We start from the raw sequence: 20,179 nt of genomic DNA, 5'->3' as shown, positions 1-20,179 counted from the left end.
GCATTACCTGCTGCTCCCGTTCCTGATATTGATACATTTGTTCCTGCTTCAATTTGTGTCTCCGCTCCCGTAACAACAGGAATTACAGGTTTATTTTTAATATAGGCAGGATCTGTTATTGTGGATATGTTCCAATCTGATTGCACCTGATTTGCAACAACTATTGAAGATGGGCTTTTCCAAACAATATTCCCGTTTGCATCCAAAGAGGCAGACAATTGAACCTGCTGCTGGTACAGAACCATCTGTTCCTGTAGCAATAGATGCAGTCTGGGTAGCTGTTTTTCCGCCAGCTGTAATATTATTTGCTGAAACTATATTTTTAGTACTCATGTTTAAATCCTGAGTAGCTGTATGGTTTCCCAAATTATCTGCTGTAGATATTGCATTGATTACGTATGGACTATCTGTTGTTCCAGTTCCTGTAATAGATACGTATGTTCCCTCATTAATTTTTGTCTCCGCTCCAGTTACTAATCCACTAAGATCTACTTGATTGGAAACTTTTGATTCATCAGTATAAGTCAGCTTTTTACTTAAATTATCAAAAATAAGGCTTGTTAAAGTCTCATTGGCCCTTACGATATCTCCCATGTTGACAATCTGAGTGTCTCCGTTGGAATCCGTATAGCTAAATTCTGTTGTTGCAAGCATCGTAAAGAATATTCCCTTCAGTTTTCTTTACGATATTCTCAATTATCCTTTTTACCTGCTGGTTGTCTACAATAGTCTGGAAGTTATCCGCAACGTCATTGACAACATCGATTGTAAATTCTTTATCCTTCTCATTCTTATAAGTATAGCTGCCCGAACCGTTGTTTACAATTTTTGTTTCGGTCTCATTGGCTCTTACGATATCTCCCATGTTGACAATCTGAGTGTCTCCGTTGGAATCCGTATAGCTAAATTCTGTTGTTGCAAGCATCGTAAAGAATATTCCCTTCAGTTTTCTTTACGATGTTCTCAATTATCCTTTTTACCTGCTGGTTGTCTACAATAGTCTGGAAGTTATCCGCAACATCATTGACAACATCGATTGTAAATTCTTTATCCTTCTCATTCTTATAAGTATAGTCGCCCGAACCGTTGTTTACAATTTTTGTTTCGGTCTCATTGGCCCTTACGATATCTCCCATGTTGACAATCTGAGTGTCTCCGTTGGAATCCGTATAGCTAAATTCTGTTGTTGCAAGCATCGTAAAGAATATTCCCTTCAGTTTTCTTTACGATATTCTCAATTATCCTTTTTACCTGCTGGTTGTCTACAATAGTCTGGAAGTTATCCGCAACGTCATTGACAACATCGATTGTAAATTCTTTATCCTTCTCATTCTTATATGTGTAGCTCCCCGAACCGTTGTTTACAATTTTTGTTTCGGTCTCATTGGCCCTTACGATATCTCCCATGTTGACAATCTGAGTGTCTCCGCTGGAATCCGTATAGCTAAATTCTGTTGTTGCAAGCATCGTAAAGAATATTCCCTTCAGTTTTCTTTACGATATTCTCAATTATCCTTTTTACCTGCTGGTTGTCTACAATAGTCTGGAAGTTATCCGCAACGTCATTGACAACATCGATTGTAAATTCTTTATCCTTCTCATTCTTATATGTGTAGCTCCCTGAACCGTTGTTTACAATTTTTGTTTCGGTCTCATTGGCCCTTACGATATCTCCCATGTTGACAATCTGAGTGTCTCCGTTGGAATCCGTATAGCTAAATTCTGTTGTTGCAAAGATCGTAAAGAATATTCCCTTCAGTTTTCTTTACGATATTCTCAATTATCCTTTTTACCTGCTGGTTGTCTACAATAGTCTGGAAGTTATCCGCAACGTCATTGACAACATCGATTGTAAATTCTTTATCCTTCTCATTCTTATATGTGTAGCTCCCTGAACCGTTGTTTACAATTTTTGTTTCGGTCTCATTGGCCCTTACGATATCTCCCATGTTGACAATCTGAGTGTCTCCGTTGGAATCCGTATAGCTAAATTCTGTTGTTGCAAGCATCGTAAAGAATATTCCCTTCAGTTTTCTTTACGATATTCTCAATTATCCTTTTTACCTGCTGGTTGTCTACAATAGTCTGGAAGTTATCCGCAACGTCATTGACAACATCGATTGTAAATTCTTTATCCTTCTCATTCTTATAAGTATAGCTGCCTGAGCCGTTGTTTACAATTTTTGTTTCGGTCTCATTGGCCCTTACGATATCTCCCATGTTGACAATCTGAGTGTCTCCGTTGGAATCCGTATAGCTAAATTCTGTTGTTGCGAAGCATCGTAAAGAATATTCCCTTCAGTTTTCTTTACGATATTCTCAATTATCCTTTTTACCTGCTGGTTGTCTACAATAGTCTGGAAGTTATCCGCAACGTCATTGACAACATCGATTGTAAATTCTTTATCCTTCTCATTCTTATAAGTATAGCTGCCTGAGCCGTTGTTTACAATTTTTGTTTCGGTCTCATTGGCCCTTACGATATCTCCCATGTTGACAATCTGAGTGTCTCCGTTGGAATCCGTATAGCTAAATTCTGTTGTTGCAAGCATCGTAAAGAATATTCCCTTCAGTTTTCTTTACGATATTCTCAATTATCCTTTTTACCTGCTGGTTGTCTACAATAGTCTGGAAGTTATCCGCAACGTCATTGACAACATCGATTGTAAATTCTTTATCCTTCTCATTCTTATATGTGTAGCTGCCCGAACCGTTATTGGCGATTTCCGTTACAGTCTCATTGGCTTTTACAATCTCCTTCATGTCCACAATCTGAGTGTCCCCATTCTTATCGGTATAGGTGAACTCAGTCGTTTCGGCATTATAGCTTATATTGCCTTCTGTCTTATTGACAATATTTTCTATTATGCGCTTTACGTCCCCATTATTGACAATCGTCTGGAAGTTGTCCGCAACGTCATTGATAACATCAATAGTCACTTCATCTCCAGCTTCATTCTTATATGTGTAGCTGCCCGAACCGTTATTGGCGATTTCCGTTACAGTCTCATTGGCTTTTACAATCTCCTTCATGTCCACAATCTGAGTGTCTCCATTCTTATCGGTATAGGTAAACTCAGTCGTTTCGGCATTATAGCTTATATTGCCTTCTGTCTTATTGACAATATTTTCTATTATGCGCTTTACGTCCCCATTATTGACAATCGTCTGGAAGTTGTCCGCAACGTCATTGATAACATCAATAGTCACTTCATCTCCAGCTTCATTCTTATATGTGTAGCTGCCCGAACCGTTATTGGCGATTTCCGTTACAGTCTCATTGGCTTTTACAATCTCCTTGATGTCCACAAACTGACTGTCCCCATTCTTATCGGTATAGGTAAACTCAGTCGTTTCGGCATTATAGCTTATATTGCCTTCTGTCTTATTGACAATATTTTCTATTATGCGCTTTACGTCCCTATTATTGACAATCGTCTGGAAGTTGTCCGCAACGTCATTGATAACATTAATAGTCACTTCATCTCCAGCTTCATTCTTATATGTGTAGCTGCCTGAGCCGTTATTAATTATTCTTGTTACTGTCTGGTTAGTCTTTACAATTTCCTCCATATCGATAACTTTTAAGTTACCCGCATTATCCATATAAGAAAATTGATTTGTAGTAGAATTGTAAATAACTGTCCCGGTAGTTGCAGGAATTTCTCCAGAGACCACTATTCTATTCCATTTTTCGTTATACCAATAGTAATAACCTGGTTTTATATCGTCGATAGTGTCGATCGCAAAAACTAACAAACTATCTTCGTAACCCGTATTTCCATTAGTAACCGTAACTCTATCAGTCGAACTTTTCAATTTAACTCTTGGAATTAAAATACCTTTATCATTTGAAAAAACTTCTAATTGTGCAGATTTATTGGGTTCCAATGTCCCAACACCGACTTGAGAATAAGCAGAATAAGCTCCAAAAATAACAAACAGAGGGAGTAATTTATTTTTCATACATTAAGTTAATTACACGTTTAATTATCTCTTTAAAAAAAGATTAAAACGACAATATTTTAAATGCACGAAATTATTTTGAAAATCACTTTTCAATAACCTCTAAAAGTTTTTAATGTGCTAGATTAAGACATTCTTACAACACCTCTACTTAATACAAGAAAAATAACTCTATATCAAATATTTATAATTTTTAAAAAATCATTGTACTTTTTTTTAACTGGCATTTTAAAGAACAATAAAAAGACAGGAACCAGGTTCAAATTAAAAAGAGAGGAATTATTCCTCTCTTTTTTATCCTACTATGATATAATATAAATATGTTTTAAAATTTGAAAAAAATGAAAGTTTAGAATAAAACTAAGCCTTTGATTAATCAAATTGGTTTGTACTCGTTAAGCGATTACGATGGAAAATCAAAAACAACAGATTAGACCAAAACCAAATCTATTTCACCAACTACTAACGGTAAAAAGGAGAAACAAAATGGGGAAAACCTGAAATCTTTTTTGACTAATTGGACGATATTGTAAAAGGAGCTTCCGCTAATGAGGAGTGAAGAAGCTCTTTACGAACAAATAAATGCCTTATTGCATGCTGTCAAAAAAGATTCTAAACTAAAAGCAATTGCTACAGCTACTGCAATTGGCGTCGACAAAAATTATATAATGCCTTTGTTTCAGTTTCAAAATGTGGGTTATCCTATAAAATACAATTAGACAACACAGGTTGGAATCCATCTGCCGTGATTAAAATTTAAAAACGTTTTACTTAATTCCGTTTTTAAGATTTTTTAACAAAGGATCATTAGAAAGCTTAATTTGGTTAATTACTATTTCAGCAATTTTATTTGCTCCTAACAATGAAAGGTGCGTATCATCAGCTTTGTCTTTATCATAAAAGGCATTCTCTCCTGCTTTAAAATGAAGATGAAGCTGTTTTGATTTTTCTGGACCATAAGATTGTTCCAATAATTCGGTGTAATATTCTAAATCTATAAAAGGCACATTGTATTCTTGAGCCACCAATCGAGTTTCTAAAGGGTAATCGTCATGAGTTGGCACCAAAACGCCTTTTTCGTTAAAATTACGTCTAGAAATTGAAGTCAGTAAAATAGGAATAGCGCCTTTGTCTCTACTTTCTTTTACAAATTTAATTAGATTGTATCGGTATGCTGTATGTGGGTTTGTATAACGTGCAGAGTCTTCTATTTTCTGATCATTGTGCCCAAACTCTATAAAAACGTAATCTCCTTTTTTAAGTTTATTATAAACGGAATCCCAACGTTTTTCGTTTATAAAACTTCTGGTACTTCGTCCGTTTAATGCTTTGTTGATTACTGTTATGTTTTCTTTGAAGAATGGTTGCAATACCTGTGCCCATCCGTGTTCTGGATTTTTTTCGGGGTCTTTTTTATTGGCCATTGTGGAGTCGCCAATGCAGTATAAAGTAGTTTTTTGTGCGAAACTAACTGTCGTAATTAAAAGTGTTAGGATGATGTATTTTTTCATTTTCTTTTATTTTTGTTTTTTACTGCGAAGTTTTTTTCTACCGCAAAGTACGCTAAGGATACGCAAAGTGCACAAAGGTTTAATAAAGAAGGCAAAGAGACAAAGCTTTGTGCCTTCTTTGGCTAAGCACATAAAGAATAAAAACTTTGCGAACTTTGCGCTTTCTTTGTGTTCTTTGCGGTAAAAATTAAATGCAAAGCGCATAAAAATTAAACGCAAAGTGCGCTAAGGTTACGCAAAGTTCGCTAAGTTTTTTTTCTATATTTTTTATACTCTTTGTTTAAAGGGCACAAAGCTTTGGCGATATGCTTTGCTTTCTTTGCCTTCTTTATTAAACCTTTGCGAACTTTGCGTTTTCTTTGTGTGCTTTGCGGTAAAAATTAAATGCAAAGCGCGTAAAAATTAAACGCAAAGTGCGCTAAGGTTACGCAAAGGTCACTAAGTTTTTTTCTATATTTTACTTATATTCTCTGTCAAAGAGGACACAAAGCTTTATGGATATTCTTTGTGTAGACGCACTGCGGTGCGTCTCTACGTGAAAATCTCTGCGAACTTTGCCTCCTTTATAAAAACTTTGTGCACTTTGAGTAAACCTTTGCGTGCTTTGCGTTACAAATTAACCGCAAAGAAAACCTTTGTCCCTTTGTTCCTTTGTTACTTTGAACCTAAAAAATCTAATGTTTCGAAACCGCTGTTGGCACTGTTGCTCGTTTACCTATAAACACATCTGTCATCAAGACATTTTCTGCATTTTCGTTTGACAGGGCGTTTTTCGCTTCTTTGATTTCTATGTTTTTTAATGATATATTTTTAATTTTTTTGTCTGCGAAACCCTGAATTACAATTCCAGATTCTGATGCTTTGTTACAGGTAATATTGGAGAAATATACATTTGATATATCCGATTGATACCCTTTGCCTTCTCCGTGGTAATTTGCTGTAATGTATAAGCAATCTTCTACTTGGTCCAATTGGATGTTATTAGCAAATATATTTTTAATATATCCTCCACGATCTGCATTCGTTTTTAGATAAATTCCCCGCTTTAGATATCCTGCTGTTTTGCAATTCTCCACATAAACATTCTGAACACCCGCCGACATTTCACTTCCAATTACTACTCCATGCAGTCCTTTAAAATTACAGTTTCTAATGACAATGTTTTGGCTTGGAGTCTCGGTATTAGACCTTCCTTCATGATCTCTTCCCGCTTTTATGGCAACGTTGTCATCTCCGTTATCAAAGTTTACATTTTCAATTAAAACGTCTTTAGCGTATTCTGGATCGATTCCGTCATTGTTATGGTTTAGTGATTTGTAGCTAATACCTCGAACTGTTATGCTTTCTGATTTTAAAAGGTGAAGACACCAAAATGGAGAATTTTCTATTCTGATATTTTCTACTAATATGTTTTTACAATTCAGAAACTGAATCATCTGTGGTCTTAAAAAGTAGCCTTCTCCAAATTTTCTTTCGTTTAACGGCACATTATTATGATTCATTTCACGGCTTCGATTCTTGCCTTCGTTTTCTTTTCCTTTAAAGGTTTTCCATATCTTTCCGCCTTCTCCATCTATAGTTCCTTCACCCGAAATAGCAATGTTTGTACAGTTATTTGCATAAATAAGCGGACTGTAATTGTAGAGCATTGTTCCTTCCCAACTTGTTAAAACCATTGGAAGATAGTCTTTGGGATTGTCGCTAAACTTAATTTTAGCTCCTTTTTCTACTTTAAGATTTACATTACTCACAAAATGAATTGGTCCGTTGATTTTATAAATTCCCTTAGGAACTATAATTGTTCCTCCGTTATTCTTTTTACACAAAGCCATTGCTTTATCAAAAGCTTTTTTATTGTCTGAAACAGAATCTCCTTTTGCTCCTAATTTTAATACATTGATTTGAAAAGAAGGAATTTCTGGAAGCTTTATTCTGTTTACAATAGAATCGACTTTTACTGACGGAAAATCGCTGTTTTGTGCAAAACAAGTACTGGCGATGAGTATTAAGAAAAGGTATTTTAGATTCATTTTTATGTTGCGTTTTTTTATTTCACGCAGATTGTGCTGATTTTAGCTGATCTGCGCAGATTTAATTCTCAAAAAACCTTTTAAATCTGCTTTGATCTTTTATTCCGATAGCTATCGGGAGCGTGAAAATTTTACTCTCGCTGATTTAGCAGATTATGCAGATTTTTTTTATTTGTTTTTGTATGCCTTCTTTTTTAGCTTTTAGTTGCAGTATTCAGTGTAAACTGAGACTGTGACTGAGACTGTGACTGAAAACCGCGACTTACTTTAAGTACCAATTTGCAATTTTATCTCTTAGAATGTTCTCTATTGTATATTGTCCAGCCTCTTTTTTAGAAAGCTGATGCGACCATTTTACTCTTTTTGAAGGTTGAAATCCTTCTCCGCTGCAATTGTATTCTGCATAAAAGGCGTTTCTTTCTGCTTCTGGTTTCGACCAATTTTCCCATCCTTCTGGTTTAATTTGTTTCCCCATCTCGCAGTCAATAAAAACTGTTTTGGCATAAATGCGCCACGGTCTTCCTAGATAAACATCCTTTGCTTCTGGATTTGCCGTGAGTTTACAATTTTTAAAAACGAATCCGAAAGGAGTTCCTTCTGGAGTTGAAGCGGCTGTTATATAGGAGCTTTTTATACTGTGAATCGTACAATTTTCGAACAAAGCTGTTGCTCTTCCAAATATAAAATCGGTAGTTCCTTCGATATAGCAATTTTTAAAATATTGTTTAGTATCTTTTCCAGATAGGTACAAAGTATCCTGATTTCCTAAAAGGTTGCAGTTGGTAATTTTGGCGCGGTTTGCTACTACAGATAATGCAATTGCCTGTCCGTGCTCGCCTGAGGTGTTTTTGATGGTAAGATTTGATGCTGAAAAGTCGTCTCCTTCTACCAAAAGAGTGTAAGTATAAAAAGTGCTGTTTCTTCCTAAACCAATTTTAGAAAAATTATCATCATATGTAATAATCGTGTTTTCTTTACTTTCTCCTTGCAAAATAACATTATTGTTCCATTCTGGAATTCGGACTTTTTCGTTATAAATTCCGTTTTTTACAAAAATTGTCACTTTCTCATACGGAAATGCGGGAGTAGCATAAACAGCATCTTGTATTTTGGTATAATCTCCAGAACCGTCTTGAGCTACTGTGATATAGTTTACGTTTTTCTTTTCTACCGCTCCTACTTTTGTGCCGTTTTTAACCGCCCATTCTGGATATTTTTTCAAAACTTCTTCTGGTGCATCAGAATACCATGAATAGCCATTTCTTCGCTCTTCTCCAATCTGATCTATAGCTTTCTTTTTGATTCCGTCACGATCGCAAAAGAATGGTTCATTGGTTTCTAAGTCCATAAATCTTGCCCAAATTGGTTTAGCATTTACGGAAGGAATCATCTTCTTGTCTATAATTTTTCCAGCATCATTAAGAACTCTTTTTTCTTCTAAATTGGTGATTTTCGTTTTTTCAAACCATGCTTGAGCACTTTTAACTGCAGTAACAATTTCTCTCGAAGGCTTATTTATTGACATTAAAAGGAGTGTAATTTTAGCCGATTCGTAACCACTTAAAGATGCTAGTTCAAAAGCTCTTGCGTTTGCAGGAGCCAATGTAACTTCGTCATGCTGTGCGCACTAAGCTGTTAAAACTCCGTTTTGCTTATATTGTGTTTTTAAAATACAGTCGATACCTTTATCAAAAGCTTTTTTGCATTTTTCGACAATTTCTGCTGAAGGTTTTATACTGTAATAATCTGTCTGATCTGCGACTGCTCTTATCACATTCATAATGTTTACCATTGAGTCGTCGTTGTAGGTAATATGTGTATAATAGCCTTTTTTTAACGGATAAAACTGCGGCCATCCACCATTATCATACTGCGCTTCTAGAAGGTAATTTAATCCTTTTAAGAAAGATTCCTTATAACGCTCGTCTTTGACTTGCGCATACATTCTAGACATAAAAAGCATTTCTTGGCATGTTGCTCCATTGTCGGTAGTGGTTTCTACAGCGGTTTTTTTAAGCGTAATTAAATCTTTTTTCTGTTTTTCTGTAAGTTCTTCCTGCATTTGAATGTTTTTTGGCCATCCTCCAATGTCTCTTTGGTAAAGCAGTACGTTTTCGGCTATTCTTTTTGCATCTGCAGATGCAAACCAAGCAAGATCACTCTTACGAATAATTTCAGGCCATCGCTTATAAGACGTTTGAGCTTGAAGTCCAATGCTTAAAAATGTAATAAGCAATAAAGCAGTTTTTTTTAATTGCGCCATTTTAATCTGTTTTAACCCTTTTATTTTTTGGAATGGCTTATTTTCTTCTAAAAGTCAAAAAACAAGCTATTCCTTTATTTCATTGTAAGAAAAATCTCTTAATAATATATTTAAGACATCTTTTTATAATCTAATGTCTTTTGATATTGCTTTTTAAAATTCGTCCGGTAGAATCAAAATATGAAAACCGTTTTTTCGAAAAAAATCAAAAAATACGTTTTTTCTATATTTTGCACTTTTACTTCGTGATTCGGAACCAATCTACTTCAACATTCCCAGAATCATTTTTTACTTCTTCGCCTAAAGCAAAAAGTCCGACTTTAGCTCCAATCCATTTTCCTTCTTTTGCTTTAAATTCATTTCCGATTTTTTGATAATTTTTATCGTCTAAACTATAAAAGAAGTCGCACATTCCTCCTTTACCAATTTTTACTCTCAAGTAAATCGTGTTGTTATCTATTTGTGTTGGAGTGGTTTCTTTTTCTGAAACTGTTTTGTCAAATGTTCCTGTTTTCTGACTTAGGTATAATTTTCCTTCATTATTTTTAAAACTTAGAAAGCTATAATCTAACCCCATTACGATCAAACCTGTCGATTCGCGATTCAATCTCGGATTGAAAGTCAGTTTTGTTGTTGCGGTGAATTCTTCTGCCGGAAATTTTTGCAATAATAAATTTGGCGCATTAAAGATATTCTGAGAAGTTGTATTGCAAAACAAATTTAAGTAACCTAAACTTGTCGGAAATCCCCAATTTATTTGTCTGTTTGCTTGCCATTGCCATTGCAAGCCTAATCTAGGTTCATTAAATTCGTCCGATTCTGCTGGAGCTTCTATTGGATATTTTTTACCAACATTTGGTTTTTTATAAGTAGTAACAGGCTCACCAATTCCGTTTTTATCATAATCCTCGCCCATTACTGGCCAGTCGTTTACCCATTTCATTGGCTGGAGATGCAAAATTCGTCCATAAGCATCTTTATCCTGAAAATGAAAAAACCAATCTTCACCTGTCTGAGTGGTAACCCAAGCGCCTTGATGCGGACCATTTATAGCGGTCGAACCTTGTTCTAGAACCTTCTTTTTTCATAAGGTCCGAAAACATTTTTCGATCTTAAAATAGTCTGCCAACCTGTTGGAACACCTCCTGCAGGAGCAAAAATATAGTAATAGCCATTTCTTTTATAAAATTTCGGGCCTTCAATTGTTTCCTCGTCTTTGTGTCCGTCAATTACCATTACTTCATCATTATTGACAACGGTGCCTTCTGGATTCATGGTACAAACTACCAAGAGACTTTTAATTTGCACACGACTTCCTGCAAAAGCATGAGTTAAATAGGCTTTGCCGTCTGTATCCCAAAGCGGACTAGGATCTATTAATCCTTTTCCTGCTTTTACTAAAAGCGGTTCAGACCACGGACCTTCTGCCTTTTTAGCTTTAATCATATAAATTCCGAAATCGGGATCGGGATAGTAAATGTAGAATTCATTTTTATGATAAGTAATACTTGGCGCCCAAACTCCATTTCCGTGTTGTACTCTATCGTACGTTTCAAATGGCGGCTGTTTTACCAAAGCATGACCAATAATTTTCCAGTTTACCAAATCTTTAGAATGCAAAATAGGAAGACCTGGAATGCAATTAAAAGAGGAAGCTGTCATATAATAATCATCGCCTACGCGAACAACATCTGGATCTGAATAATCGGCATGGAGAATCGGGTTGGTATAAGTTCCATCTCCATTATCTGATGTCCAAACTTGTGCGGTATTCTTCTGAAAAGGAATAATACAGAAGAGGAATAGGATGATTTTTATGTTTTTCATTTTTAACTATACTTTTTGTTTAAACCCGACAGTTTTTTTAAACCTGTCGGGTTTGTAACTTACTTTTTCTTTGAGGAGTTTCTTTGCGATGCTTCGACTTCGCTCAGCAAGACAAAGCTGAACATTCATCACTCATAACTCAAAACTCATAACTTCTAAAAAATTATCTATTTAGCTCAATCGCAGCCAAAATAAATGGTCCTGTTGCTTTAGGATCGTTGTCTTTTTTCTTTCGTTTACGTAATATTCGTAAGAACCATCACGGTACGGATTTCCACCTAAACCAGCTACTTGACAGCAGTTTGTTAGCGTGATTCCGCCATCTTCATCAACCTTTTTAATTAATACGGTAGTTAATCCGTCAAAAGCTTTGTTGGTCGCTTTCTTAAATTTAGCTGGCAAATATCCTTTGTTTGCACCTTTTGCAAAGGCGTATGAAAACATTGCAGATCCAGAAGCTTCTAAGTAATTGTCTTTTTCGCCACCTTTGTCTGTAACTTGATACCATAAACCAGATGATTTATCTTGAAATTTAAGAATTGCTTCTGAAGCATTGTTTAAATATTGAATCAGCTCTTTTTCTTTTGGATGATCTTTTGGCATGTAATCTAAAACATCAACCAAAGCCATTACGTACCAACCTAAAGATCTAGACCAAAAGTTTGGAGAGTTTCCTGTTTCTTTATTAGCCCATGGCATTTGTTTGCTCTCGTCCCATCCGTGGTACAATAATCCTGTTTTTGGATCTGTTGCTTTTAATTGAATTACTTCAAATTGTTTTGCGATATCATCAAAGCTTTTTCCGTTTTCAAATTTAGCGGTGTATTCAGCATAAAAAGGTTCTCCCATATACAAGCCATCCAACCACATTTGATTTGGATAGATTTGCTTGTGCCAGAATCCGCCACTTTGTGTTCTTGGCTGTTCTGAAAGCTGTTTACGTATTAATTGCAATGCTTTTAAATATTTATCTTCTTTTGAAGTTGCATAAACATCAAAAAGCAAGCGTCCAGGCAGTACTAAATCAATATTATATTTGTCAAATTCGTAAGTATTAATGCTTCCATCAGCTTGAACTAAAATATCTACATAACCTCTAACATAAGCTTTATATCTAGGATCTGGATTTTTTTTGTATAATTCTTCTATTGAATGCAAAACTAAAGCGTGAACATAATCCCACTTTGGCTTTTTAGCATCGTCTAGCATATAGGATTCTGGATGGCGTTTCATCAATGTTAAGGCCATCTTATCAGACCATTTCAGCTTCTTTCCTATTACAATATCTGTTTTTGCTGGCTCTTGCGATGTTACTTTACAACTTGTAATGGTCATAAAACAAGCCATCAAAATCGACATAAAATAACTTTGCTTTCTACTCTTTTTCATTTCAAAATATATTTAAATTCTACTATTTTTCTAATTCAATTGCGGCTAATAAAAATGCTCCAAGGCCTATTGCACCGTTTTCTTTTGTTTTGGAAATAAGATAATACGTGTTTGTTCCATCACGGAATGGTTTTCCGCCCAAACCTACATTTGATGAAACATTCAAAACATTTACTTCACCTTTTTTATCTACTTTCACAAATTCTTTTACAAAACTGTCAAATGATTTTTTTGCTGTTGATTTATAGCTTGACGATAAATAACCTTTATTGGCTCCTTTTGCAAAAGCATAAATGATCATTCCAGACGCTGATGGCTCTACGTAATTTCCGTACAATTCTGGCTTGTCAGCAACTTGATACCAAAGTCCATTTTCGCTTTTATATTGATTCACATTTTTTGCCATCTGATTCAAGTAGCTTACCAAAACTTTATATTTTGGATGTGATTTTGGAAAATAATCTAACGTTTCAACCAAAGCAACCATATACCATCCAATTCCTCTTCCCCAAATTGTTGGCGATGTTCCTGTTTGTTTATCTGCCCACGCAATCTCTTTACTTTCATCCCAAGCTTGGTATACCAAACCTGTTTTTTTATCTACAATATGATTTTGCACCAATTCAAATTGTTTAGCAATATCATCTAAACTTTTTCCTTTTTCGTATTTAACAGTAAACTGTGCATAAAAAGGTTCTGCCATATACAAACCGTCAATCCACATTTGATTTGGATAAATCTGCTTGTGCCAAAATCCTCCGCTTGCTGTTCTTGGCTGACTTTCTAACTGATTTCGAAGTTGTCCAATAATATTCAGATAGCGCGAATCTTTTGTTATGCCATACAAATTAAACAGCAGTTTTCCCGGATTCAAACAATCGATATTGTATTCTTTAATATCATATTTCTTAATGTTTCCAGTACTATCAATCATTCCGTCTACATACTCTTTTATGTAGTTTAAGTATTTTTTATCGTTTGTTTTTTGGTACAGTTTTTCAAAACCAGACAATACAAACCCCATTTTATAATCCCATTTAGGCTTTTCATTTCCGTCAAGCTGCCATGCTTGCGGATACTTATTTAAAATTGAAAGAGCCGTTCTTTCTGACCATTTTAAATCATAAGGAATAACTTTTCCTTCTCCATCATTTGGAGTCTGCCCAATAGTTTTAAAACCAAAAAGCATCAATAAAACAAATACTGTTTTTTTTAGATTAATCTTTGTTGAAAGAGATTTACACATAAAAATAAATTTTACTTTTTATTTAGCGGTTTCTAATAGTTTATCTAAGTTATTTAAAAATTTTATCTAAAAATTGTACGCTGTACGAGATTGTTTGTGTAAACCAAGGATCGTAAAACCAAAATGAGTGCGGAGAATCTGGAATGGTTTGTACTTCATTGTAAATTTTATAACTGTTCAAGATTTTAATCATATCGTCTCTTCCTGCATGAAATCTCGGAATACTGCTACAGATGTATAATACTGGTGGCGTATTTTGATCTGTATGGCTCAACGCCGAAGCGTTTTTCCAGTTTTCTGGTATTTCGTCTGATTTTCCGCCTAACCAAAATGCTCGCCATATCTCCTTCTGACGATTCTGGATGCTTGAATGCTAAAACTCCATCTACATCTATGATGGCATGAACTTTTGAAGAAGAACGGCTTTTAAATTCTTTATCTTCAAAAAGCGGATTATTGTTTGTTGTACCAATCAAAGCTGCCATTTGCCCTCCCGAAGAACAGCCCAAAATCGCAATTTTGTTTGGATCTACATTAAATTTTGCCGCATTGTCTTTTATAAATTTTATAGCGTTCTTGACATCAATAACTCCTTCTGGATATTTTGCTTCTAATGACAATCTGTATTCAATTGCAAAACAAGAATAACCTTTAGCAACAATTTCTTTTCCTATAAACTGCATTTGATTTTTATTTCCCGATCTCCAACCTCCGCCATGAATCATAATCACTGCTGGATTTTTTTCTTTTTTGTATTGATAAAAGCATCAAAGTGCAAAACACGATTTTGTTCTTTATTGTAAACTAAATCAAATGTTTCTTTAACCTCTGGATTTGCTTTTATTTCTGGAATTGTAATAAACGGATATTTCTTAATTAATTTAGTAAAAGTGCTTTTAATATTGTACGACGTATCTACTTTGTACTGCTGGCTTTGCATTACAAACACATTCAAAAACAATACTATAATTAATTTTACTTTTTTCATTTTTTCTTTAATTCTTTAGTTAAGAAAGGAGTTCGACCTATAGTCAAACTCCTTTTTAACTACTTCAAAAAACATAGTTCTCAAAAAACTAACAAATTACTAATAACCAGGATTTTGAGGAAAATCTTTATTTTGGTTTAAATCCAAAACTGTTTGTGGTATTGGTCTTAAAATTTTAAGCTTTCCATCAACACCAACAAAATTTGCTTCTTTTATTTTATAATTATGAGCTGAAGCTCTTGCTACCAATGTTCCTGTACGTTTTAAATCGAACCAGCGTTTGTATTCTCCTAACAGTTCTCTTCCTCTTTCGTCTAAGATATAATCGATATTAAATTGAGCTAAAGTTGCATTGGCAACTCCTGCTCTTCTTCTTACTTCATTTAAACGGTCTAATCCTGTTCCTGGATTTCCTGCTTTTAAATAAGCTTCTGCAGCGATTAAATAAGTTTCTCCAAGTCTCGAAACAATAATATCTCTTGTGCTTACTGGCCCTGTACTTGAAGGAGTTGTCGGATTTGCATCATCAAATTTCTTAACTGGAATAGTATAACAATCTAGGTTTTTAATTAAAGTATGTGCTGCCGAATATTCTCCCCAAGGGTGGTATACAAATGTCGAAGATAATCTAGAAGCATTAGCAGTCATCCAATCTGCTTTATCTGCTGCGGTAAACCATTTTGGCTCATAAAAATGTCTTACTTTTAATGAGGCTGGATTTGAACTTCTGTAGTACGGATAATATAAAATTGTCTTTGTAACTCCGTTTGTTGTTTCTGGTCCTTCTACAATTTCAGTCATAAAAGTAGCATTCCATCTTGCATCACCTTTTTCGTATAAACCTAAAGCATAATCTGTTGGACACAAATTATAACTTCTTAAAGGCGCTCCTGTTTCTGCTCCTCCTAAATAAGAACTGAAATAGTAAAACTGGTTGTTACCCAATTTTGTAGGATCTGTACTTGTTGAAGCCTTATCGTACTGTACTGAAAAAATAGTTTCAGCATTCAAATCGTTATCACCTGTCGCTGTTGTAACAAATAATTGATTAAACGGAATATTTAAGGCCTGTCCTGCAATTGCAGCATCAGCATAAGCAGCCGCTTTTGAAAAATCATCGGCTTTACCAAAAGTTTCATATCCTCTTGTTAAGTACACTTTTGCCAATAAATCGTTTACTGCTCTTTTGTTTACTTTTCCAGACGCACTGTAAGCAGATGTTCCTACATTGGTCAAAGCAAAATCTAAATCTGCAATAATTTGTGCATATACTTCTTCTGCTGTGTTTCTGGTAAAAGATAAAACTGGAGTTGTTATGTTATCTAAAACAATTGGAACACCGCCATAAGTTTGCACTAATAAGAAATAAGCATTTGCTCTTAAAAAACGTGCTTCTCCAACAAGTGTATTTATATTTGCAGTTTGTTCTGTAACTGTAGAATAATATACGGTCTTGTTTACTGCTTGAATTTGCTGATAACAAGAATTATACAAATCTGCTACATTGTCTGAAGAAGGTATTAGCAGTGTATACTGGCTCAATCCTGCTGGTTCTGGAGTTCGTCCTTCAGCGTACATATCTGTTCCTGCTTCAAAAAGCCACGGGTTTCCTCCATAAATTCCTTTCAGCCAAGCATAATTTGTATTGACCAATAATTGAAATCCTGAGGCTGTTTTGTATGTCGCGTCTGCCGGTACATAAGAACGGCTATCTTCTTCAATATAATTACTGCAAGAGCTTACAGCTGCAGACAATTATTCCTATTATTACTAGTATTTTTTTCATTTGAATATCTTTATTAAAATTTAACACTTAATCCTAATTGTGTAGTTACTGCTGCCGGACGGTTTACTCCAAAAGGAGAAGCTGCCCATTCTGGGTCATAACCGTCGAATTTTGTAAACACAAACGGATCTAAAACATTCACATAAATTCTGAAATTAGAGATTTTTAGTTTTTTCAATAATTCAGAATCTAAAGTGTAACCTAAAGATATATTTTTGATTTTCACGTAAGACACGTCTCTGTAGTATCCAAATAAAGATGTCCAATACGCACCTGCACCTGTTGCAACTGGTCCAGGTCTAGGGTTTGTAGTATTTGCATTAGCTTCTATACCTGCACCATTAGTTGGAATAAAGTAATCCATTGCTAATTTCTGACGTCCACGGTCACTTACATCGGCAAAGTTTTGGTGAAAAGTACTCAAAACAGTTTGCCCTTGACTTGTTAAGACAGAAAAATTAAAATCAAATTGGCCAACAACTAATTTAGAATAAAAACTTCCTTGCCATTCTGGATTTGGATTTCCGATTACCGTTCTATCATCTTGATTAAACTTACCATCGCCATTTAAATCTTTTGGTCTTGCCTGACCAGGAGCCATTCCGTAAGATGCTGCTTGAGCTGCTTCACTTTCTTGCCAAACTCCATCATAAACATAATTGTAATTTGGGTTTAATGGCGCGCCAAGTATTAATTTGTTTCCAATATCGCTTACTTTATCCTGATTGTAAATTGACTCTAATTTATTTACGTTTTTAGTAAATGTAAAAGTCGTTTCCCACGTTACTTTTCCAGATTTAATGTTCTTTGTCGTCAATAAAGCTTCTATACCTTTATTACTAACAGATCCAACATTTGCAAATGTATTTTTCCAGCCTGACTCTGCTGGCAATTGCTGTTTGTAAATTAAATTGTCTGATAATCTGTCATACACATCGACAGTACCGGTAATTCTATTTTTTAAGAATCCAAAATCTACACCTAAGTTATATTCTCTTGTTTTCTCCCAAGTTAAATTTGGGTTTGCCAAATTCTCTGACTGCCATCCTGGAACTACATTTGAGCCTTGTGCATAAAATGTCTGTTGGTTTAAAAGCGCTTGAGAAGTGTAAGTCTGCTACGTTATCGTTTCCTGTATAACCAATACTCGCACGTAATTTTAAATCTGAAACAACGGCACTATTTTCTAAAAATGATTCTTTACTAAGTTTCCAACCTAACGCCAATGATGGAAAACTTTCCCATTTATTACCTTCAGATAAAACAGAAGAACCATCCCATCTAGTAGAAGCTGTAATCAAGTATTTATCTTTAAATGCGTAGTTTAAACGTACTGCATACGAGTTCAAAGTGTTTTTTGCATAAGCAGATTTTATAACATAACTCGTTTGCGCGCCAGACCCCATGTTATCTGTTCCAACATCAAAAGGCTGATTATTAGAATACATGTATGAGCTTTCGTCTACATTAGAATACAAACTTTGCAATAATAATACACTAACATCATGCACTTCATTAAAGGTATGTTTCAAATCGATTTGATTGTCCCATGTATAATTGAAATTGTCTGAACTTTCTAGCGTTGCAGAATTTTTTCCGTTTAAAGTTACCCCAGCATTAGTTTGTGCAGTGTAAGAAGACGAATCTTTACTATTCATAATTCCTGCAGACAAAAGTAGTTTTAAACGAAAGCCATTTTAAAGGCTGATATTGAAAATATGCATTTCCAACTGTTTGCCAAGTGTTTTCTGTCTGCGAAGAATTCGCAATTTCCATTAACGGATTGACTGTAGAAGTCTTATTAATTGCCCAAGATCCATCAGGATAAGTTAGCTTGCCCGGAAGAAAAAATAAAGTTCCAACTTTTTCATTTCCTTGCGCATCAACTGCCCAAGGAGACATTAGCGGGCTTAATCTAAAAGCGTCCTGCATTGCTAAATCACTACCTAATTGATTGTTTAATCTTGCAATTGTAACATTTACACCAGTAGAAAATTTGTCGTTTATTTTATGATTTAACCCTAATTTGAAAGAGTATTTATCTGTTGCATCATTTTCTATAAGACCACGATCACTCTGAATTCCGAATCCTATGTTATAGCTTAATCCTGAATCTGAGCGTCCTGAAATATTTAAATAATTATTCTCTGTCATTCCCGATTGAAGTACCGCATCATACCAGTCAAAATTATAACCGCTATTTGCACGAGAAACCAATAAAGGACTCTGATTTCCAGCTAAAGTCGCTAATTGTGAAGGAGTTTGCGTAAGAGGCGTTGCGCTCATATAAGCCACCTGATGAAATTTCCACCATTCTTCTCCAGACATCATTTTTGGCAATCTAGTCGCTACTTTATTTCCATAAGAAGTATCAAAAGTTACACTTATACCTGCTTTTGCACTAGTTCCGCTTTTTGTTGTTACAATAATAACCCCATTTGATCCTCTAGAACCGTAAATAGCCGCAGAAGAAGCATCTTTTAAAACGTCCATTCTAGCGATATCCTGCGGATTTAAAAAATCGATTCCGTCCATCGGAACGCCATCTACAACATATAATGGTGAAGATCCTACCAAACTTGGATTACTTGAATCTCCAATTAGAGAATTGTTTCCTCTAATTACCACTTTAAATCCGTCTCCTGCACGTCCTGTTGATGATGAGATCTGAACCCCAGGCGTACTACCTTGAATAGCTTCTAATGGGCTAATCGTATTTCTTTCTGTAATAGTTGCGACGACTGATTGTACTAACAGATCCTGTTAGGTCTGTCTTTTTTACAGAACCGTAACCAACAACCACAACTTCTGTCAATGCGTTTGATTGTTCTGCTAAACTTACATTTACTTTAGTTTTTCCAGCCACACTTACTTCTTGTGTCTGAAATCCTAAATAGCTAATTATTAAAGTTGCCTTACTGTTTGATACATTAATTTTAAAACTTCCTTCAAAATCTGTCGAAGTACCGTTTTTTGTTCCCTTTTCATTAATGTTTACCCCTGGCAGCGACATACCTGTCGCATCGGTAATCTTCCCTTCTATTGTTGTCTGTGCGTTTATAGAACTGCACAGCAAAAAATTCAGGAAAAAGAAAAATACAAAACCGTATTTATCTTTTTTCTTAGATAATTGTTTAATACTCATGTGGTTTAAAGTTTGGTTAATTGATAGT

The 20,179-nt window shown here is 35.0% G+C and carries 24 protein-coding genes and 2 pseudogenes; 1 reads left to right on the top strand and 25 read right to left on the bottom strand.

Annotated elements, in window-relative coordinates:
* Positions 1–96 precede the first annotated feature (96 nt).
* Genes P5P87_RS00755 through P5P87_RS00715 form a run of 9 tightly spaced genes read right to left on the bottom strand, consistent with a single transcriptional unit; the run spans position 97 to position 3,966 of the window.
* On the bottom strand, positions 97–654 hold the full coding sequence (locus P5P87_RS00755; protein ID WP_278021169.1) for a hypothetical protein: 558 nt from the start codon (positions 652–654) through the stop codon (positions 97–99).
* On the bottom strand, positions 632–925 hold the full coding sequence (locus P5P87_RS00750) for a hypothetical protein (protein ID WP_278021168.1): 294 nt from the start codon (positions 923–925) through the stop codon (positions 632–634). The genes P5P87_RS00755 and P5P87_RS00750 overlap by 23 nt, the downstream gene beginning before the upstream one ends.
* On the bottom strand, positions 903–1,196 hold the full coding sequence (locus tag P5P87_RS00745; protein ID WP_278021167.1) for a hypothetical protein: 294 nt from the start codon (positions 1,194–1,196) through the stop codon (positions 903–905). The genes P5P87_RS00750 and P5P87_RS00745 overlap by 23 nt, the downstream gene beginning before the upstream one ends.
* Entirely contained in the window at positions 1,174–1,467 is a 294-nt protein-coding gene (locus P5P87_RS00740) for a hypothetical protein (RefSeq protein ID WP_278021166.1), read from the bottom strand. Before P5P87_RS00740 ends, P5P87_RS00745 begins: the two co-directional genes overlap by 23 nt.
* The gene (locus P5P87_RS00735) at positions 1,445–1,678 is read right to left on the bottom strand and encodes a hypothetical protein (RefSeq protein ID WP_278021164.1); all 234 of its coding nucleotides are present in this window, start codon (positions 1,676–1,678) and stop codon (positions 1,445–1,447) included. The genes P5P87_RS00740 and P5P87_RS00735 overlap by 23 nt, the downstream gene beginning before the upstream one ends.
* A gap of 37 nt (positions 1,679–1,715) precedes the next feature.
* Positions 1,716–2,009 (bottom strand): hypothetical protein, encoded by a 294-nt coding sequence (locus P5P87_RS00730; protein ID WP_278021165.1) that lies wholly within the window; start codon positions 2,007–2,009, stop codon positions 1,716–1,718.
* On the bottom strand, positions 1,987–2,220 hold the full coding sequence (locus P5P87_RS00725) for a hypothetical protein (protein WP_278021164.1): 234 nt from the start codon (positions 2,218–2,220) through the stop codon (positions 1,987–1,989). Before P5P87_RS00725 ends, P5P87_RS00730 begins: the two co-directional genes overlap by 23 nt.
* Positions 2,205–2,552, bottom strand: a complete 348-nt coding sequence (locus P5P87_RS00720) for a hypothetical protein (RefSeq protein WP_278021163.1) — start codon at positions 2,550–2,552, stop codon at positions 2,205–2,207. The genes P5P87_RS00725 and P5P87_RS00720 overlap by 16 nt, the downstream gene beginning before the upstream one ends.
* Positions 2,530–3,966, bottom strand: a complete 1,437-nt coding sequence (locus P5P87_RS00715; RefSeq protein ID WP_278021162.1) for a hypothetical protein — start codon at positions 3,964–3,966, stop codon at positions 2,530–2,532. The genes P5P87_RS00720 and P5P87_RS00715 overlap by 23 nt, the downstream gene beginning before the upstream one ends.
* Positions 3,967–4,514: 548 nt before the next feature.
* On the opposite strand from P5P87_RS00715, the gene P5P87_RS00710 reads away from it, so the two are divergent.
* Positions 4,515–4,685 (top strand): hypothetical protein, encoded by a 171-nt coding sequence (locus P5P87_RS00710; RefSeq protein WP_278021161.1) that lies wholly within the window; start codon positions 4,515–4,517, stop codon positions 4,683–4,685.
* 48 nt (positions 4,686–4,733) lie between these two features.
* Here the strand turns inward: P5P87_RS00710 and P5P87_RS00705 are convergent, their stop codons facing one another.
* The 16 genes and pseudogenes from P5P87_RS00705 to P5P87_RS00635 all read right to left on the bottom strand — a co-directional run bounded on the left by P5P87_RS00705 (position 4,734) and on the right by P5P87_RS00635 (position 20,151).
* The gene (locus P5P87_RS00705) at positions 4,734–5,477 is read right to left on the bottom strand and encodes a rhamnogalacturonan acetylesterase (protein WP_278021160.1); all 744 of its coding nucleotides are present in this window, start codon (positions 5,475–5,477) and stop codon (positions 4,734–4,736) included.
* Between the two features lie 674 nt (positions 5,478–6,151).
* Positions 6,152–7,507, bottom strand: coding sequence for a glycoside hydrolase family 28 protein (locus P5P87_RS00700; protein WP_278021159.1), 1,356 nt, complete (start codon positions 7,505–7,507; stop codon positions 6,152–6,154).
* A 262-nt stretch (positions 7,508–7,769) separates the two neighbouring features.
* The gene (locus P5P87_RS00695; RefSeq protein WP_278022840.1) at positions 7,770–8,729 is read right to left on the bottom strand and encodes a pectinesterase family protein; all 960 of its coding nucleotides are present in this window, start codon (positions 8,727–8,729) and stop codon (positions 7,770–7,772) included.
* Between the two features lie 60 nt (positions 8,730–8,789).
* A pseudogene (gene pelA, locus P5P87_RS00690) lies at positions 8,790–9,569 on the bottom strand (pectate lyase); the annotation flags it as partial.
* Between the two features lie 439 nt (positions 9,570–10,008).
* On the bottom strand, positions 10,009–10,713 hold the full coding sequence (locus P5P87_RS25685; protein ID WP_340696606.1) for a beta-xylosidase family glycoside hydrolase: 705 nt from the start codon (positions 10,711–10,713) through the stop codon (positions 10,009–10,011).
* Between the two features lie 125 nt (positions 10,714–10,838).
* The gene (locus P5P87_RS25680) at positions 10,839–11,597 is read right to left on the bottom strand and encodes a glycoside hydrolase 43 family protein (protein ID WP_340696605.1); all 759 of its coding nucleotides are present in this window, start codon (positions 11,595–11,597) and stop codon (positions 10,839–10,841) included.
* A gap of 163 nt (positions 11,598–11,760) precedes the next feature.
* Positions 11,761–12,986 (bottom strand): annotated as a pseudogene (locus P5P87_RS00680) (glycoside hydrolase family 88/105 protein).
* Positions 12,987–13,008: 22 nt separating this feature from the next.
* Positions 13,009–14,232, bottom strand: a complete 1,224-nt coding sequence (locus tag P5P87_RS00675) for a glycoside hydrolase family 88/105 protein (protein WP_278021158.1) — start codon at positions 14,230–14,232, stop codon at positions 13,009–13,011.
* 49 nt (positions 14,233–14,281) lie between these two features.
* Positions 14,282–14,506, bottom strand: a complete 225-nt coding sequence (locus P5P87_RS00670; RefSeq protein ID WP_278021157.1) for a hypothetical protein — start codon at positions 14,504–14,506, stop codon at positions 14,282–14,284.
* On the bottom strand, positions 14,460–14,957 hold the full coding sequence (locus P5P87_RS00665) for an alpha/beta hydrolase (protein WP_278022839.1): 498 nt from the start codon (positions 14,955–14,957) through the stop codon (positions 14,460–14,462). The genes P5P87_RS00670 and P5P87_RS00665 overlap by 47 nt, the downstream gene beginning before the upstream one ends.
* Before the next feature lie 2 nt (positions 14,958–14,959).
* Entirely contained in the window at positions 14,960–15,220 is a 261-nt protein-coding gene (locus P5P87_RS00660; protein ID WP_278021156.1) for a hypothetical protein, read from the bottom strand.
* Positions 15,221–15,319: 99 nt separating this feature from the next.
* Positions 15,320–16,975, bottom strand: coding sequence for a RagB/SusD family nutrient uptake outer membrane protein (locus P5P87_RS00655; protein WP_278021155.1), 1,656 nt, complete (start codon positions 16,973–16,975; stop codon positions 15,320–15,322).
* Between the two features lie 44 nt (positions 16,976–17,019).
* Complete coding sequence (locus P5P87_RS00650) at positions 17,020–18,036, bottom strand: SusC/RagA family TonB-linked outer membrane protein (protein ID WP_278021154.1); 1,017 nt, start codon at positions 18,034–18,036, stop codon at positions 17,020–17,022.
* A complete protein-coding gene (locus tag P5P87_RS00645; protein WP_278021153.1) occupies positions 17,993–18,679 on the bottom strand; it encodes a TonB-dependent receptor in 687 nt (228 codons plus the stop codon). The genes P5P87_RS00650 and P5P87_RS00645 overlap by 44 nt, the downstream gene beginning before the upstream one ends.
* Positions 18,657–19,700 carry a TonB-dependent receptor plug domain-containing protein gene (locus tag P5P87_RS00640; RefSeq protein ID WP_278022838.1) on the bottom strand — a complete coding sequence of 348 codons (1,044 nt, stop codon included), beginning with the start codon at positions 19,698–19,700 and terminating at the stop codon, positions 18,657–18,659. Before P5P87_RS00640 ends, P5P87_RS00645 begins: the two co-directional genes overlap by 23 nt.
* A gap of 13 nt (positions 19,701–19,713) precedes the next feature.
* Positions 19,714–20,151, bottom strand: a complete 438-nt coding sequence (locus P5P87_RS00635; RefSeq protein ID WP_278021152.1) for a carboxypeptidase-like regulatory domain-containing protein — start codon at positions 20,149–20,151, stop codon at positions 19,714–19,716.
* Positions 20,152–20,179 lie beyond the last annotated feature (28 nt).

This window comes from Flavobacterium ginsengisoli (assembly GCF_029625315.1).
GTDB lineage: Bacteria > Bacteroidota > Bacteroidia > Flavobacteriales > Flavobacteriaceae > Flavobacterium > Flavobacterium ginsengisoli.
The sequence above is the reverse complement of the archived record's forward strand: the minus strand, read 5'-3'. Positions and strand labels throughout refer to the sequence as shown.

What these genes read in the sequence shown, in the direction of transcription:
- P5P87_RS00755 (WP_278021169.1), bottom strand. Translation starts at nt 654, where the DNA reads ATGCTTGCAACAACAGAATTTAGCTATACGGATTCCAACGGAGACACT.
- P5P87_RS00750 (WP_278021168.1), bottom strand. Translation starts at nt 925, where the DNA reads ATGCTTGCAACAACAGAATTTAGCTATACGGATTCCAACGGAGACACT.
- P5P87_RS00745 (WP_278021167.1), bottom strand. Translation starts at nt 1,196, where the DNA reads ATGCTTGCAACAACAGAATTTAGCTATACGGATTCCAACGGAGACACT.
- P5P87_RS00740 (WP_278021166.1), bottom strand. Translation starts at nt 1,467, where the DNA reads ATGCTTGCAACAACAGAATTTAGCTATACGGATTCCAGCGGAGACACT.
- P5P87_RS00735 (WP_278021164.1), bottom strand. Translation starts at nt 1,678, where the DNA reads ATGGGAGATATCGTAAGGGCCAATGAGACCGAAACAAAAATTGTAAAC.
- P5P87_RS00730 (WP_278021165.1), bottom strand. Translation starts at nt 2,009, where the DNA reads ATGCTTGCAACAACAGAATTTAGCTATACGGATTCCAACGGAGACACT.
- P5P87_RS00725 (WP_278021164.1), bottom strand. Translation starts at nt 2,220, where the DNA reads ATGGGAGATATCGTAAGGGCCAATGAGACCGAAACAAAAATTGTAAAC.
- P5P87_RS00720 (WP_278021163.1), bottom strand. Translation starts at nt 2,552, where the DNA reads ATGCTTGCAACAACAGAATTTAGCTATACGGATTCCAACGGAGACACT.
- P5P87_RS00715 (WP_278021162.1), bottom strand. Translation starts at nt 3,966, where the DNA reads ATGAAAAATAAATTACTCCCTCTGTTTGTTATTTTTGGAGCTTATTCT.
- P5P87_RS00710 (WP_278021161.1), top strand. Translation starts at nt 4,515, where the DNA reads ATGAGGAGTGAAGAAGCTCTTTACGAACAAATAAATGCCTTATTGCAT.
- P5P87_RS00705 (WP_278021160.1), bottom strand. Translation starts at nt 5,477, where the DNA reads ATGAAAAAATACATCATCCTAACACTTTTAATTACGACAGTTAGTTTC.
- P5P87_RS00700 (WP_278021159.1), bottom strand. Translation starts at nt 7,507, where the DNA reads ATGAATCTAAAATACCTTTTCTTAATACTCATCGCCAGTACTTGTTTT.
- P5P87_RS25685 (WP_340696606.1), bottom strand. Translation starts at nt 10,713, where the DNA reads ATGAAATGGGTAAACGACTGGCCAGTAATGGGCGAGGATTATGATAAA.
- P5P87_RS25680 (WP_340696605.1), bottom strand. Translation starts at nt 11,597, where the DNA reads ATGAAAAACATAAAAATCATCCTATTCCTCTTCTGTATTATTCCTTTT.
- P5P87_RS00675 (WP_278021158.1), bottom strand. Translation starts at nt 14,232, where the DNA reads ATGTGTAAATCTCTTTCAACAAAGATTAATCTAAAAAAAACAGTATTT.
- P5P87_RS00665 (WP_278022839.1), bottom strand. Translation starts at nt 14,957, where the DNA reads ATGATTCATGGCGGAGGTTGGAGATCGGGAAATAAAAATCAAATGCAG.
- P5P87_RS00660 (WP_278021156.1), bottom strand. Translation starts at nt 15,220, where the DNA reads ATGAAAAAAGTAAAATTAATTATAGTATTGTTTTTGAATGTGTTTGTA.
- P5P87_RS00635 (WP_278021152.1), bottom strand. Translation starts at nt 20,151, where the DNA reads ATGAGTATTAAACAATTATCTAAGAAAAAAGATAAATACGGTTTTGTA.